Genomic DNA, 13,801 nt, shown 5'->3' on the forward strand with positions numbered 1-13,801 from the left:
TCACACCCCCACGGCGTGTTCCAGGTCTTCCAGCGCGGTGTTCAGGTGCCCGAGCAGGCGTTGTAGGTGCGGAACCGAGCGACGGCAGCCGACCAGTCCGAAATCAAGGTTTCCGGCGTTGCTGACGACGGTCATGTTCAGGGCCTGCCCGTCCAGCGCGATCGACATCGGATAGTTGCCGTCCAGGCGGGCGCCCCGCCAGTACAGCGGCTCGGCCGGGCCGGGCACGTTGGAGATGACGATGTTGAACGGTGGCTTGGCCGCCGAGACGAATCCGGGGATGGCCGCCAAGGCCAGCGGCGCCATGTTGGCCGCCGACAACGCCAGCGCCTGGGTGCGCGGCAGCTCGCTGAACACCTTCTTGTTGCGGCGCATCGACTCGCTGATGGTCTCCAGCCGCTGCGCCGGGTCTTCGATGTCGGTGGCCAGGTTGCACAAGATGGTGCCGACCATGTTGCCGCCGGAGTCGGCTTCGGCCTCGGTACGCAGGCTCACCGGGACCATCGCCACCAGCGGATGGTCCGGCAGGGCGTTGCGCTCATCGAGGTAGCCACGCAGCGCGCCGGCGCACATCGCCAGTACCACGTCGTTGAGGGTGACGCCGGCCGCCCGTTTTACCGCGATCACCCGCTCCACCGGCCAGGACTGCGCCGCACAGCGGCGGGCGCCGCCGATCTTGACGTTGAACATGGTGCGCGGCGCTTCGAACGGCAGGGTCAGCTGTTGCTCCACCAGTGCGGCACGCGCCAGCTTCACCGTCGACGGCCCCAGGGCGGCAACGCCTTTGACCATCGAGGTCAGTTCGCTCAACGGTGACGGAGAATCCGGGCGCGGCCGCGACTGGGGCCGGACCGACCACGGGGTACGCAGTTCCGACTCCCGCGGGTCGGTCGAGAGCGTGTGGCGCATCAACCGCAGCAGCGAGACACCGTCGATCAGCGAGTGGTGGATCTTGACGTAGACGGCGAACCGGCCGTCGTTGAGCCCCTCCACCACGTGGGCTTCCCACAGCGGGCGATGCCGGTCAAGCAGGCTGCCGTGCAGCAGCGAGGTCAGCTCCAACAGGTCGCGCACTCGCCCGGGCACCGGCAACGCCGAGCGCCGCACGTGGTACTCCAGATCGACGTCGTCGTCGAAGGCCCAGCGCAGACTCGAAACGCCACCGAACAGCGACGCCGGGCGCTTCCGGAACGCGGGCTGCAGATCACGGGCGCCCAGCAGGCCCCGGTAGATCTCGCCGACGAATTCCGGTCCGGAGCCCTCCGGCGGCTCCAACAACATCAGCCCGCCGACGTGCATGGGGTGCTCACGCGTTTCGGTCAACAGAAAGACCGAGTCGAGCGGTGACATCAGCTGCATCAACCCATTAGACCCCGGAGGGGCCCATGGCCGCTTGCTAGTCTTGCCCCGTGCGCCGGCGGGCCGTTGTCTGTGTCACCGCGGCCGCGTGCTTGCTCGCGGCCGGCATTGTCGCGCCCGCCGCTCCCGCAGATCCCGCCAGCCCCGCCGTCGCCGGCAAGACGGTGTTTCTGGACCCCGGGCACAGCGGCGCCAACGACGCCTCAATCGCCCGGCAGGTTCCCAACGGGCGCGGCGGCACCAAGCCCTGTCAGACCAGCGGAACCGCCGCCGACGACGGCTACCCCGAGCACAGCCTGAACTGGGACGTGACCAACCGGATCCGGGCGGAACTCGACCGGCTGGGCGTGCGCACCGAACTCTCGCGTGGCGACGACACCTCGGTAGGCCCGTGCATCGACGCGCGCGCCGCCGCGGCCAACGCCGCGCACCCGGACGCGATCGTGTCCATCCACGCCGACGGCGGGCCCGCTTCAGGCCGCGGTTTTCACGTCAACTACTCCAGCCCAGCGCTCAACGACGCCCAGTCCGGGCCGGCGGTGGCGCTGGCCGGCGACATCCGGGATTCCCTGTTGGCCGCGGGAATTCCCCAGTCCACCTATCTCGGGGCGGACGGCCTGTACGGGCGAGCGGATCTGGCCGGGCTGAATCTGGCCGAGTATCCGGCGGTGCTGGTCGAGCTGGGCAACATGCGTAATGCCCAGGACGCGGCGCTGCTGGAAAGTGCCGACGGGCGAGCGCAGTACGCCGCGGCGGTCACCAACGGGATCGTGGCCTACCTCAGCAGGTGACGATGTCTCAACGCGGATTCGGCCTTACCGCCAGAACACTCTTCGGGGTGGCCGCCCTGACTCTGGCGCTGACGGGGTGCGCACAGAACACCACGCCGACGGTGATCGCTGGGCACGCGATATCGATGTTGTATGACCCCGGACGGGTCGGCGGGCTGCCTACCGCGGAGGGGCCCAGCGGCCCGCGCGGCGACGTTCCGGCGGTCACCGCCCGGGTGCAAAACAGCGACGGCGGAGACATCGACCGCCTGTCTCTGCTGGCAATCGATGACATCGAGGACTTCTGGACGCAGCACTACGCCGAGGCGCTGCGCGGACGCTTCCAGCCGGTCTCGACGCTGATGTCGTATGACTCCACCGACGCAGACGGCCCGTCGGTGTGCGGCGGCGACGTCTACCATCTGCCGAACGCGATGTATTGCCGTCGGATGGACACGATGGCCTGGGACCGCGCCAAATTCTTGCCCACCGCCCGAAAGTACTTCGGCGACATGGCGATCAATGGGACGCTGGCTCACGAATACGGGCACGCCCTGCAGAACATGGCGGGAATCGTCAACCCGCTGACGCGCACCCTGGTCCGCGAACAGCAGGCCGACTGTTTTGCCGGGGTGTATCTGCAGTGGGTGGCCGCGGGCAGTTCCGCACGGGTGCAGTTGAGCACCGGCGACGGCCTCAACCATGTGCTGGCCGGGCTGATCGTGATCCGCGACCCGGTGTCGACGCCGGACAATCCGGTCTCGATCTCTGATGAGCATGGCACCGCACTGGACCGGGTCGGTGCCTTCCAAACCGGCTTCGACGGCGGCGCGGCGATGTGCGCCGAGATCGACATGGACGAGATCCGCAAGCGCCGTGGCAATCTGCCCAATTCCCTGTTCGATTCCGAGAATCCGCAAAGCGATCTCACGATCGACGCGTCGGTGTTGTCGACCCTGATGGAGCAGCTGGGCCAGATCTTCGGCTTGTCCCGCCCGCCGGAGCTGGCCACGTCGGGCAAATGCCCCAGTGGCCGCCGCCCCGACCCGGTGGCCTATTGCCCGGAGTCCAACCTGATAGTCGTCGATCTGGCCGGACTGCAGGAGATGAGCGCGCCGACCGATCAGTCGACGCTGGGTATGCCGCAGGGCGACAACACTGGTTTGTCGGCCGTCACGTCGCGGTATGCGCTTGCGGTGCAACGGGAACGCGAGGTCGGCTTGGAGTCGGCGGCGGCGGCGTTGCGCACCGCGTGCCTGACCGGGGTGGCCCAGCGTCGGATGGCCGAGCCCATGGCGCTGTCATCCGGCCAGGGCTTGACGCTGGCCGGCGGGGATCTCGACGAGGCGGTGACGGGCCTGCTGATGAACGGGATCGTCGCCAGCGATGCCGAGGACAACACCGTGCCGGCGGGTTTCACCCGGATCCTCGCGTTCCGCTCCGGGCTGCACGGCGACATCGACGGATGCTTCGAGCGGTTCCCGTGATGAGCGTGACGCCATGAACCGTCCAGACGACCCGCGCGAACGGCCGGAGCGGCGGACCACGCCGATACCGCGGCCACCACAGCAGCCGCAGGGGCCGCGCGGACCGGGTGGGCCAGGTGGACCGCCAGGTGGGCCACAGGGACCACCACCGCAGCGGCCGCGGCCGCCTGAACGGCCCTGGTATCTGGAGGTCCGCCGGCCCCCCACACCCCCGCCGCACCGAGTGCCGGCGCCCCCGCAGCCGCACCGGCCGCCGCCGTCGGGCCCTCGGCCTCCGGTACCGCCGGACCGTCGCCAGCCGCGGGCGGGCTCGGATGCCGGTGCCCCGAAACCGGCGAGCCCGCAACCTCCGTCGAACCGCGCCGTGCTGATCGCCGCGGGCCTGACCGGACTGCTCGTCCTCGGCGTGCTTCTGATGTTGGTGCTGCGTGGCACCGTCGGCGGCTCGGGCCCCGTCGAGCTCGATGTGCTCAAGGCCCAAGACGGTGTTCGCCAGGTGCTCGCCGACCCGATCAACGGCTATGGACGCGACAACGTGACCAATGTTCGATGCAACAACGGGGTGAATCCGACCGTGCGCAAGGGCACCAGTTTCAGCTGTGTGGTCACTGTCGACGGCGCTCAGCGCCGGGTGCTCGTGGAGTTCACCGACGACGCCGGGACGTATGCGGTCGACCGTCCGCGGTGAGGTCTTAGCTGGTAAAACGCGCAAAAGTCACCGCAAAGACGTTGTTGGGCAACGTCTGTGGGCTGGCTAGGAGTTGGCTGACCAGCTAGGCCCGAGCGGGCCGCAGCGAAATAGGGTCACACGCGCCGATCCAACTACTGCGCCGTATGGCCCCGAGGAGTTCGATGACCTACGTCAAACCGCCCGAGCTGATCAATGTGATGATCGACGCCGGCCAGTCCAAGATTTTCATGTCCACCCGCGACACCCTGATCCGCGCATTCATGGCCGGTGCGACGCTGGCGCTGGGCGCGGCGTTCGCGGTGACCATGACGGTGCAGACCGGTCACGCGATCATCGGGGCAATGCTGTTTCCGGCCGGCTTTTGCATCCTCTACCTGCTCGGATACGACCTGCTGACCGGTGTGTTCGTGTTGGCGCCGCTGGCCTGGCTCGACAAGCGTCCCGGTGTCACGATCGGCGGGGTGCTGCGCAACTGGGGACTGGTCTTCCTCGGCAACTTCGCCGGTGCCTTCACCGTCGCGGTGCTGATGGCGATCGTGTTCACCTACGGCTTCTCCAGCCCGCCCAACGAAATCGGTCAGGCGATCGGGCACATCGGCGAGGCTCGCACGCTCGGCTATGCCGCACACGGCTTTCCGGGCATGCTGACCTTGTTCGTGCGCGGCATGTTGTGCAACTGGATGGTCTCCACCGGCGTGGTGGGGGCCATGCTGGCCACCGACGTCACCGGAAAGGTGATCGCCATGTGGCTACCCGTATCACTGTTCTTCGCAATGGGATTCGAGCACTCGGTCGTCAACATGTACCTGTTCCCCTCCGGCCTGATGCTCGGCGGGCACTTCACCATCCTCGACTACATCGAGTGGAACGAGATTCCCACGGTGCTGGGCAACCTGGTGGGCGGACTGGCATTCACCGGGTTGGCGATGTACGCGACTCATTCGCGGACCGCACCCAAGCGCAACACTTCGGCGCTGCAGAAGGAAGTGACCGCCGGAGTCTGACGGCCGCAGCCGGCAAGGCCCGACGTCCAGCGAACGCAAAAATGACCCCCTACCTGCAAGTGCAGATAGGGGGCATTTGGCGGTGGCGGAGGGATTTGAACCCTCGGTGGGGGGTTACCCCACACACGCTTTCGAGGCGTGCTCCTTAGGCCGCTCGGACACGCCACCGCGGGACAGCGTACCCAATGAAGCGGCCATCAACCCAATCGCTGCCGGGCGAAGAACGCTTCCAGTGGTGCAGCGCACTCTGCGGCGAGCACTCCACCTCGCACTTCGGGGCGATGATTGAGCCGGCGATCCCGCACGACGTCCCACAGCGAACCGACCGCCCCGGTCTTGGGTTCGAAGGCCCCGAACACCAGGCGCTCCACCCGCGCGGCCACCAGTGCGCCCGCGCACATGGTGCACGGCTCCAGGGTGACGGCCAAGGTCGCGCCGGTCAGCCGCCAACCGTCACCGAGGACGGCGGCGGCAGCGCGGATGGCCAGCAGTTCGGCGTGCGCGGTCGGGTCCGACAGAGCTTCGCGCGCATTGGCCGCCTGGGCCAGCACGGTGCCGTCGGGACCGACCACCACCGCACCCACCGGCACATCACGGGGTCCGGCCTGGCCGGCGGCCGCCAGGGCCGCGCGGATCAGGTCCTCGTCGGTGAGCGGACCGCTCACCGATTGCGTCGCGGCAGCGCCGCGGTGAGCTGCTCGTCGAAACCCATCTCGTTGGCGATTCGGTGCAGCTGCTCGTCGACGGCCAGGTCGGACTCGTCGAGAATGACGCCCAGCACCGCGGCCGGCAGGCCGATGTCGGACAGCACCCCCAGATCGCCCTCCTCGAAGGGATCGGCATCCTCCAGGTCGTCGGCGTCGATGTCGGCGTCGATCTCCTCAAGCACCTCGTCGGCAAGGTCGTAATCCAGGGCTGCGGTGGCATCCGAGAGCAGCAGGCGGGTGCCGGCCGGACCCGGCCGGATGATCACGAAGAACTCGTGGTCAACATTGATCAGACCGAAAACAGCTCCGGCGCTGCGCAGTTCACGTAGCTCGGTCTCTGCTGTGGACAGGCTGGTAAGGGCCGCGGCACGCATCGACGTGCAACGCCACTTGCCGTCTTCGCGCACAACAGCCACTCCAAAACCGTCCAGCGTCTCTGCCGGCCGGCCCGGTGCAGACGAGCTCTGTGCTCCCATGGGCGCCTACGGTAGTCGCCGCTTACGCCCTTGACCAGCGTGTGCCAACCTGGACAGGTGGCAGTAAGCGCAGTGAAAACTCCGGTGTGTGTTTTGGGACTCGGCCTGATCGGCGGTTCGGTGCTGCGTGCGGCCGCGGCGGCAGGCCGGACGGCGTTCGGCTACAACAGGTCGGCCGACGGGGTGAACGCCGCCGTCGCCGACGGATTCGACGCCACCACCGAGCTCGAAACGGCCCTGAAGCGGGCCGCGGCGACCGGTGCGCTGATCGTGATCGCCGTCCCGGTGCCGGCGCTGCCGATGCTGCTCGGCCCCATCGGCCGCCTGGCACCCGAATGCCCGTTGACCGATGTCACCAGCGTCAAGAGCCCGGTTCTCGACGAGATCACCGCCGCTGGACTGCAGGCTCGCTTCGTCGGCGGCCATCCGATGGCTGGCACCGCCCACTCCGGTTGGCCGGCCGGGCACGCCGATCTGTTCCAGGGCGCACCGTGGGTGATCAGCGTCGACGACCACGTGGACCCGGCGGTGTTCGCTGAGGTGCTGGACCTGATTCTGGACTGCGGGTCGCTGGCGGTACCGGCGCGCTCGGAGGAACACGATGCGGCCGCGGCCGCCATCTCCCATCTGCCGCACCTGATGGCTGAGGCGCTAGCCGTGACCGCGGCCGACGTACCGCTGGCGTTCGCGCTGGCCGCCGGCTCCTTCCGCGACGGCACCCGGGTGGCCGGAACGGCTCCGGACCTGGTCCGGGCCATGTGTGAGGCCAACTGGCAGCGGCTGCTGCCGGCGCTGGATCGCGCGATCGCGCTGTTGGCCGATGCGCGTGATTCGCTGTCGGCCTCGGATTCGGTGGCCGAACTGGTCAATCATGGGCACGCCGCCCGCACGCGCTACGACAACTTCCCCCGCAGCGAGATCGTCACGGTCGTCGTCGGTGCCAAGGACTGGCGCCGCGAGTTGGCCGCCGCCGGCCGGGCCGGCGGGGTGATCAGATCCGCGTTGCCAACCCGGGATAGTCGATGACGAAGCCGTCGGCATCGACGGTGAGGGTGGTGCCGCGGGCATCGGTGCCCGGGGTGATCACCTTGATGCCAGGCTGGGTCCCGGCACTGCTGTAGCTGGCGGTCGCCGCCACCACCGACATGTCGGGCAGGTTCAGGTACAGCGTGGGCAGGGTGATCGCTGCCGCGCGCTCGTGCAGCCGGGCCCGCCGGATCGGCAAGGTGTTGAAGAACGGGCTGAACAGCATGTCGATGTCCAGGGCACCGTCATAGCCGGCGCGGGACTGGCCCCGGGCGTCAGTGACCAGCCACATGTTCTCTTCGTCGCGGGCGATCACCAGCTGGCGTTCCCGTTCGGCGAGGGTGACCGTCAGCCCCAGCCGTTTGGTGGCGCCGGACTCATCGGTGTGCAGGTCGTAATAGACGCCGAACGCCGGATGGTCGGCGGTGGCCCCGGCCACGATGCGGCCATTGGCCCGAATCCGATTTCCGGACAGCTGCACACGTACCGATTCCATCCGAGGGGCGTCGGGCGCCCGCCAGGTCAGAATCGCCGGCCACTGGCCGGACGGGGCTGCACTCACCAACCCACCGTAAGCGACCGGCCAACGATCCGCAGTCAGGCCCCCCGATGCGCAAACTCACCGGAACCCGTTCATTTCTGGGTGCTACGCGGCAAGATGTCCTCATGAGCAGCGACCCGAGCGTGCCCGTCGACCCGCCTGCGGGCGAAGCCAGCACTCCGCCGCCTGCGGCGACGATGCCGTTCACCCGTGCCGGCGCGCTGTGGAGCGCACTGATCGCTGGTTTTCTGGTCCTGATCGTGTTGCTGGTGTTCGTCACCCAGAACACGGATCCGGTCGACCTGGCGTTTTTGACCTGGACCTGGAGCCTGCCGAAGGGCGTGGCGATCCTGCTGGCGGCGATCTGCGGCGGGCTGGTGACGGCCCTGGTGGGTACCGCGCGGATCTTCCAGCTGCGTCGCGCCGCCAAGAAGACCCTCGCGGCTCGGCGGTAGCCCGCCGGATCAGCCCGCGGCTTCGCCGCTTTCGTCACCGCCGGGCAAGCGGGCCTGATTGCGCGGCAGCAGGTCCCAGACATGCTCGGTGCCGTTCGTCGATGCCACTGCCGCCTGGCCCGACCGCGAGTACAGCAGCCTGGTGATCGACACATAGTCGATGGGAAACGACAGCAGCCGCTGGGTGCCCAGAACCTGGTGCAGGATCACGTTGATCACGCCGCCGTGGCTGAACACCGCGACCGTGTCGTCGGGACCTGAGCCGGCCACCACGTCGGCGACCGCGTCAGCGACTCGGGCGCAGAACGCGGCCTCGTCGACGTCGGCGGGCAGGTGCCCCTGCGCCATCCGGGCCCAATCCTGGGGCCGTTCGGTGCGCAACTGTTCGACGGGCAGATAGCCGGCCAGATCGCGGTCGTACTCGGCGAACCGCTCATCGATGTCGACGCTGCGGCCGAGCTGCGCGGCCAGCGGCTCGGCGGTCTGGATCGCACGACGCTGCGGGCTGCTGACCAGCCGGGTGATCGGGAACCGCGCCAGCGCGTCCGGCAGGCGTTGCGCCTGGGCGAAGCCGGTCTCGGACAACTCGGGGTCTGAGCCCTGGCCGTACTCGCTGCGCAGCGGGAGGGCATGGCGAATCAGCAGCAACTGCATGAGTTTCACCCTAAGGGGCCAGCTCGGCCCGGCCTTACGGGGTGACGATGTTGAAGTTCGGGTCGGGGTTGTCCAGTGCACCGAGCAGGTTCGCCCAGGCGCTCTGGTCGCCGGAGACCTCCAGCCCAGCATTGCCCAGCAGCGCCGCCAGCAGCGCCAGCTTGGTGGGCGCCGTGACGGTGACGTCCGCGCTGTCCGGGTCCGCCGGCGTCTTGCGGTGCACGAGCACCCCGTTGCGCAGGGTGAGGCGATAGTTGACCCCGGTGTCGGCGAACGAGACGTCGAGGGCCAGCGCCAGGTCCCAGGCCCGCGGGCCGTTGATCCGGATCGCCAGGCTCTCGAAGAGCTGCTCGGGGCTCAGTTGCGAGATCAGCGCCACCGAGGTCACCTGGCCGACGGTGCCGAAGTTGCCGGTGCGCAATTCGGTGGCGCCGGAGAGGAAGAAGTTGCGCCAGGTCGCGTTCTCCGCCCCGTAGGCCAGTTGTTCCAGCGTGTCGGCGTAGAGCCTGCGCGCCCCGGCGTGGTCGGCGTCGGTGAACATCGCATGGTCGAGCAGGGTTGCGGCCCAACGGAAATCGCCGTCGTTGAAGGCCGCTTCGGCCAGTTCGACGACGCGGTCCACGCCGCCCAGCGCTGCCGTGTAACGGGGCCCCAGCGCCTCGGGCGGGTGCGGCCACAACCGGGCCGGGTTGCCGTCGAACCAGCCCAGATACCGCTGGTAGACGGCCTTGACGTTGTGGCTCACCGAGCCGTAGTAACCGCGGGCGTGCCAGGCGTTTTCCAGCGCGGGCGGCAGCTGGAACTGTTCGGCGATCTCGATCCCGGTGAAGCCGCGGTTGAGCAGCCGCAGCGTCTGGTCATGCAGGTAGGCGTATAGATCACGCTGCAGCCCCAGGTACTCCGTGATTCGCTCGGTGCCCCATGTCGGCCAATGGTGCGAGGCGAAGACGACGTCAGCCCGTCCCGCGAAGGTGTCGATGGCCTCGGTGAGGTAGCCGGCCCAGGCCCGCGGATCACGAACCAGCGCACCACGCAGCGTCAGCAGATTGTGCTGGTTGTGGGTGGCGTTCTCGGCCATGCACAGCGCCCGGAATTGCGGGAAATAGAAATGCATTTCGGCCGGCGCCTCGGTACCCGGCGCCATCTGGAATTCGATCTGTACGCCGTCGATGACATGGGACTCGCCGGTCTGGGAGATAGTGACGGTGGGGACGATGACCGACACCTCCCCGGTCGAGGTGTTCTGCCCCAGGCCGCAGCCGACCTGCCCGCGCGGGCCTCGGGCCAGCACGGTGCCGTACATGTAGCCGGCCCGGCGCAGCATCGCGGTGCCGGCGTAGACGTTCTCGGCCACCACGTGCTCGATGAAGCCCTCGGGGGCGAGCACGGCCACCCGCCCGGCGTCGACGTCGGCCTGCGAGGTCACGCCCAGCACGCCGCCGAAATGGTCAGCGTGGCTGTGGGTGTAAATGACCGCGGTGACGGGGCGGTCCCCGCCGCGGTGCTCTCGGTAGAGCTTCAGTGCGGCGGCGGCGACCTCGGTGGAGATCAGCGGATCGATGACGATGACCCCGGAGTCGCCTTCGACGAAGGTGATGTTGGAGATGTCGAAGCCGCGCACCTGGTAGATGCCCTCGACCACTTCATAGAGGCCCTGTTTGGCGGCCAGCTGCGATTGGCGCCACAGCGACGGGTGCACCGAGGTCGGCGGGTCACCGGCGAGGAAGTCGTAGCTGTCGTTATCCCAAACCACTTGGCCGTCGGCCGCGGTGATGACGCACGGTGTCAATGCGGCGATGAAGCCGCGGTCTGCGTCGGCGAAATCCGTTGTGTCGCCAAAGGGCAGCGCCTTGAGGTGCGCGGCGTGGGCGGCTTCGATCGTTGCACTCACCGGCTGGCTTTCCATGGCGTCCAGCTTGCCATCAATGCTGTGCCGCCGTGCGGTTGTCGCGTCAGTGGCGCCGACGCAACGAGGTCAGTGCGTGACGCAGCCGCGTCGGCCACGATGGGCGGGCGACCCGGTCGCGGGTCTCGCGCGCCTCGTGCGCGTAGTCACGGATGGATTCGTCGCCTTCTTCAGCACGCATGGGATCACTTCTCCGGTGTGTCGTCGGGCGGGGCCGGCGGGTCTTCGGGAACCAGCCGTTCGGGCACCTCGGCGGGCGCCAGTCGTTCCGGCGGTTCCGTGGGCACCAGTCGTTCCGGCGGCTCTTCGGGAACACGCCGGTGTGGCGGCTCTTCCGGCCGGCCCGGTTCGGGAGGCAGTTCGGGATTCATCTGGGTCGCCTACCCGCGGGGCGGCGGCTGCAAACCCGGGGGCGAACGTGCGCAGTTGTACGGCAAACCCGGCGTGTCGCCGGACAGACACGCACGCTCGCGGAGATGGGGCTAGCGGGGCAGGCGCACGGTGAACGCGGTCCGGCCGGGTTCGCTGCTGACGGCGATGGTGCCCCGGTGCGCACGGACCACCGCCGAGGCGATCGCCAGCCCGAGACCGGTACTGCCGCCCTTGCGCGACCGGGAGGTGTCGCCGCGGGCGAACCGTTGGAAGATCTCCGGCAGGAACTCCGCGGGGATTCCCGGGCCGTCATCGGTGACGCTGAGCACGGCCTCGTCGCCGTCGACACCCAGCCGAAGGGTCACCACGGTTCCCGGGCCGGTGTGGACGCGGGCGTTGGTCAGCAGGTTGGCCACCACCTGGTGCAACCGGGCGGCGTCGCCGGGCACCGTCACCGGCTCGTCGGGCAGATCGAGTTGCCACTGATGGTCCGGTCCTCCCACGTGGGCGTCGCTGACCGTGTCGACCGCCAGCCGGGACAGGTCCACCGGCTCATGCTCCAGCGGCCGGCCGGAGTCCAACCGGGCCAGCAGCAGCAGGTCTTCGACCAGTTGGGTCATCCGCTCGGTCTCGGACTGCACCCGGCTCAACGCATGCGCCAGGGCTTGCGAGTCCGCTCCGTCTGATACCGGAATGCGTTGCGCCAATTCGGTGTAACCGCGGATCGCGGTCAGCGGCGTGCGCAACTCATGACTGGCGTCGGCGACGAACTGGCGTACCCGGGTCTCACTGTCCTGGCGGGTAGACAGCGCGGCAGCGATGTGGTCGAGCATCCGGTTGACCGCGGCGCCCAGTTGTCCGACCTCGGTGCGGGGATTGGCGTCGGATTCGGCGACGCGCACCGGCAGCGTCGCCTCACCGCGATCCAACGGCAGGCCGGCGACTTCCCCGGCGGTCTGCGCGACGCGGCGCAGCGGGGTCAGTGCTCGCCGGATCACCACACTGCCCGCGGTGGCCACCGCGGCCACCGCCACCAGGGTGACCAGCCCGAAGATCAGCAGCACCCGGACCATGGTGTCGTCCACCCCGGCTAGCGGCAGCCCGGTGACGATCACGTCGTCGCCACGTCGAGCGGTGGTCGCGACCACCCGGTAGCGGCCCACACCGTCGAGGCGACGCGTCACCGGCGGTTCCCCGGCCGACACGTCGATCAATCGTGTTGTGGCGGACGGACTCAGCTCCTCCCGCTGACCCGAGATGCTCAGATAACCCGCCTCGACGTCTTGACCGGGCCCGGGAGCGCTCCCGCTTTCCATCACGGCACCGACCATGCCGGCCGGCTGGCCGGGGGCGTCCAGGAAGTCCGGGCCGGGACCCGGCCGCGGCCGGTGGTGCCGGTGCCCGGGCGGCGGCAGGGGCTGGCCGTGCAGCCGCGCGGAGCGGCGCGCGGCGTCGGAGAGCTGATGGTCGAGTTGGCCGACCAGATACTGGTAGAGGGCCAGCTCCGTCACCGCGCCGATACCCAGGCAGGCCACGGTGAGCAGCACAATCTGACCGGCCAGCAGCCGCGCCCGCAGCGACCAGGGGCGCCAGAGATTAGGGAGCCGGCTTGAGCACATAGCCCGCACCGCGCAGCGTGTGGATCATCGGCGCTCGGCCGTTGTCGATCTTCTTTCGCAGGTAGGAGATGTAGAGCTCGACGATGTTGGCTCGGCCGCCGAAGTCGTAGTCCCACACCCGGTCCAGGATCTGCGCCTTGGACAGCACCCGCTTGGCGTTGTGCATCAGGTAACGCAGCAGCTCGAATTCGGTGGACGTCAACGTGATCGGGTCACCGCCGCGGGTCACCTCATGGGAATCCTCATCGAGCACCAGATCACCGACCACTATCTGGGCGCCGGCCTCGGCGGTGCTCACCCCGGCGCGGCGCAACAGCGCCCGCAACCGCAACACCACTTCTTCGATGCTGAACGGCTTGGTGACGTAGTCGTCGCCGCCGGCGGTCAACCCCGCAATGCGGTCCTCGAGGCCGTCCTTGGCGGTCAAGAACAGCACCGGCAGCCGCGGGTTGATCTCCCGCAGCTTGGGCAGAACGTCAAGTCCGCTCATGTCGGGAAGCATCACGTCGAGCACCACGACGTCGGGGCGTTCGGCCTTGGCGGCGGCAATCGCCGAAGCGCCATCCCCCGCCGTCGCGGTAGTCCAGCCCTCGTAGCGCAGCGCCATCGACACCATCTCGGCCAGCACCGACTCATCGTCGACCACAAGCACCGTGATGGGCTTGCCGTCGGCGCGCGACATCACGACGCGTTCGACCGATCCCCGTGGCGCAGACATCACGTTCCAGTATGTC

16 protein-coding genes and 1 tRNA gene are annotated in these 13,801 nt (G+C 68.7%); 6 read left to right on the top strand and 11 right to left on the bottom strand.

Annotated elements, in window-relative coordinates:
* Positions 1-1,359, bottom strand: a complete 1,359-nt coding sequence (locus ACKY0X_RS21130; RefSeq protein ID WP_409427575.1) for a WS/DGAT/MGAT family O-acyltransferase — start codon at positions 1,357-1,359, stop codon at positions 1-3.
* A gap of 50 nt (positions 1,360-1,409) precedes the next feature.
* Between ACKY0X_RS21130 and ACKY0X_RS21135 the strand changes: the two genes are divergently transcribed.
* The 4 genes from ACKY0X_RS21135 (at position 1,410) to ACKY0X_RS21150 (ending at position 5,311) form a co-directional block, all read left to right on the top strand.
* Positions 1,410-2,150, top strand: a complete 741-nt coding sequence (locus ACKY0X_RS21135) for an Rv3717 family N-acetylmuramoyl-L-alanine amidase (protein ID WP_409427576.1) — start codon at positions 1,410-1,412, stop codon at positions 2,148-2,150.
* 2 nt (positions 2,151-2,152) lie between these two features.
* On the top strand, positions 2,153-3,616 hold the full coding sequence (locus ACKY0X_RS21140) for a neutral zinc metallopeptidase (protein WP_409427577.1): 1,464 nt from the start codon (positions 2,153-2,155) through the stop codon (positions 3,614-3,616).
* A gap of 364 nt (positions 3,617-3,980) precedes the next feature.
* Positions 3,981-4,304, top strand: a complete 324-nt coding sequence (locus ACKY0X_RS21145; RefSeq protein ID WP_409427578.1) for a DUF4333 domain-containing protein — start codon at positions 3,981-3,983, stop codon at positions 4,302-4,304.
* Between the two features lie 164 nt (positions 4,305-4,468).
* Entirely contained in the window at positions 4,469-5,311 is an 843-nt protein-coding gene (locus ACKY0X_RS21150; protein ID WP_409427579.1) for a formate/nitrite transporter family protein, read from the top strand.
* 77 nt (positions 5,312-5,388) lie between these two features.
* Here the strand turns inward: ACKY0X_RS21150 and ACKY0X_RS21155 are convergent.
* The 3 genes from ACKY0X_RS21155 to ACKY0X_RS21165 all read right to left on the bottom strand — a co-directional run bounded on the left by ACKY0X_RS21155 (position 5,389) and on the right by ACKY0X_RS21165 (position 6,494).
* A tRNA-Ser gene (locus ACKY0X_RS21155) sits at positions 5,389-5,479 on the bottom strand.
* A 29-nt stretch (positions 5,480-5,508) separates the two neighbouring features.
* Positions 5,509-5,976, bottom strand: coding sequence for a nucleoside deaminase (locus ACKY0X_RS21160; protein WP_409427580.1), 468 nt, complete (start codon positions 5,974-5,976; stop codon positions 5,509-5,511).
* Positions 5,973-6,494 (bottom strand): tRNA adenosine deaminase-associated protein, encoded by a 522-nt coding sequence (locus ACKY0X_RS21165; RefSeq protein WP_046282688.1) that lies wholly within the window; start codon positions 6,492-6,494, stop codon positions 5,973-5,975. The genes ACKY0X_RS21160 and ACKY0X_RS21165 overlap by 4 nt, the downstream gene beginning before the upstream one ends.
* Positions 6,495-6,578: 84 nt before the next feature.
* Here ACKY0X_RS21165 and ACKY0X_RS21170 point away from each other — a divergent pair, with 84 nt between their 5' ends.
* Positions 6,579-7,520: a prephenate dehydrogenase gene (locus ACKY0X_RS21170; RefSeq protein WP_409429728.1), complete on the top strand. Its 942-nt coding sequence runs from the start codon at positions 6,579-6,581 to the stop codon at positions 7,518-7,520.
* Here ACKY0X_RS21170 and ACKY0X_RS21175 read toward each other — a convergent pair.
* On the bottom strand, positions 7,486-8,082 hold the full coding sequence (locus tag ACKY0X_RS21175) for a putative glycolipid-binding domain-containing protein (RefSeq protein WP_409427581.1): 597 nt from the start codon (positions 8,080-8,082) through the stop codon (positions 7,486-7,488). The genes ACKY0X_RS21170 and ACKY0X_RS21175 overlap by 35 nt on opposite strands.
* Positions 8,083-8,186: 104 nt before the next feature.
* Between ACKY0X_RS21175 and ACKY0X_RS21180 the strand changes: the two genes are divergently transcribed.
* Positions 8,187-8,516, top strand: a complete 330-nt coding sequence (locus tag ACKY0X_RS21180; RefSeq protein WP_046282686.1) for a lipopolysaccharide assembly LapA domain-containing protein — start codon at positions 8,187-8,189, stop codon at positions 8,514-8,516.
* Between the two features lie 9 nt (positions 8,517-8,525).
* Here ACKY0X_RS21180 and ACKY0X_RS21185 read toward each other — a convergent pair whose 3' ends face one another.
* From ACKY0X_RS21185 to ACKY0X_RS21210, 6 genes are all read right to left on the bottom strand, one after another.
* Positions 8,526-9,170, bottom strand: coding sequence for a histidine phosphatase family protein (locus tag ACKY0X_RS21185; protein WP_046282685.1), 645 nt, complete (start codon positions 9,168-9,170; stop codon positions 8,526-8,528).
* A 34-nt stretch (positions 9,171-9,204) separates the two neighbouring features.
* Complete coding sequence (locus tag ACKY0X_RS21190) at positions 9,205-11,076, bottom strand: alkyl/aryl-sulfatase (protein WP_409427582.1); 1,872 nt, start codon at positions 11,074-11,076, stop codon at positions 9,205-9,207.
* A gap of 46 nt (positions 11,077-11,122) precedes the next feature.
* Complete coding sequence (locus tag ACKY0X_RS21195) at positions 11,123-11,257, bottom strand: hypothetical protein (protein WP_256364631.1); 135 nt, start codon at positions 11,255-11,257, stop codon at positions 11,123-11,125.
* Between the two features lie 4 nt (positions 11,258-11,261).
* Complete coding sequence (locus ACKY0X_RS21200) at positions 11,262-11,447, bottom strand: hypothetical protein (protein ID WP_409427583.1); 186 nt, start codon at positions 11,445-11,447, stop codon at positions 11,262-11,264.
* A gap of 111 nt (positions 11,448-11,558) precedes the next feature.
* Complete coding sequence (locus tag ACKY0X_RS21205; RefSeq protein WP_409427584.1) at positions 11,559-13,067, bottom strand: sensor histidine kinase; 1,509 nt, start codon at positions 13,065-13,067, stop codon at positions 11,559-11,561.
* The gene (locus ACKY0X_RS21210; RefSeq protein WP_409429729.1) at positions 13,045-13,749 is read right to left on the bottom strand and encodes a response regulator transcription factor; all 705 of its coding nucleotides are present in this window, start codon (positions 13,747-13,749) and stop codon (positions 13,045-13,047) included. The genes ACKY0X_RS21205 and ACKY0X_RS21210 overlap by 23 nt, the downstream gene beginning before the upstream one ends.
* Positions 13,750-13,801: the final 52 nt, after the last annotated feature.

This window comes from Mycobacterium sp. SMC-11, from assembly GCF_046250095.1.
In the GTDB taxonomy this organism is placed as follows: Bacteria; Actinomycetota; Actinomycetes; order Mycobacteriales; family Mycobacteriaceae; genus Mycobacterium; species Mycobacterium heraklionense_A.

Coding starts and splice junctions, on each gene's coding strand:
- ACKY0X_RS21185 (WP_046282685.1), bottom strand. CDS start 9,170: ATGCAGTTGCTGCTGATTCGCCATGCCCTCCCGCTGCGCAGCGAGTAC.
- ACKY0X_RS21210 (WP_409429729.1), bottom strand. CDS start 13,749: ATGTCGCGCGCCGACGGCAAGCCCATCACGGTGCTTGTGGTCGACGAT.
- ACKY0X_RS21180 (WP_046282686.1), top strand. CDS start 8,187: ATGAGCAGCGACCCGAGCGTGCCCGTCGACCCGCCTGCGGGCGAAGCC.
- ACKY0X_RS21150 (WP_409427579.1), top strand. CDS start 4,469: ATGACCTACGTCAAACCGCCCGAGCTGATCAATGTGATGATCGACGCC.
- ACKY0X_RS21140 (WP_409427577.1), top strand. CDS start 2,153: ATGTCTCAACGCGGATTCGGCCTTACCGCCAGAACACTCTTCGGGGTG.
- ACKY0X_RS21165 (WP_046282688.1), bottom strand. CDS start 6,494: ATGGGAGCACAGAGCTCGTCTGCACCGGGCCGGCCGGCAGAGACGCTG.
- ACKY0X_RS21200 (WP_409427583.1), bottom strand. CDS start 11,447: ATGAATCCCGAACTGCCTCCCGAACCGGGCCGGCCGGAAGAGCCGCCA.
- ACKY0X_RS21130 (WP_409427575.1), bottom strand. CDS start 1,359: ATGCAGCTGATGTCACCGCTCGACTCGGTCTTTCTGTTGACCGAAACG.
- ACKY0X_RS21205 (WP_409427584.1), bottom strand. CDS start 13,067: ATGTGCTCAAGCCGGCTCCCTAATCTCTGGCGCCCCTGGTCGCTGCGG.
- ACKY0X_RS21195 (WP_256364631.1), bottom strand. CDS start 11,257: ATGCGTGCTGAAGAAGGCGACGAATCCATCCGTGACTACGCGCACGAG.
- ACKY0X_RS21190 (WP_409427582.1), bottom strand. CDS start 11,076: ATGGAAAGCCAGCCGGTGAGTGCAACGATCGAAGCCGCCCACGCCGCG.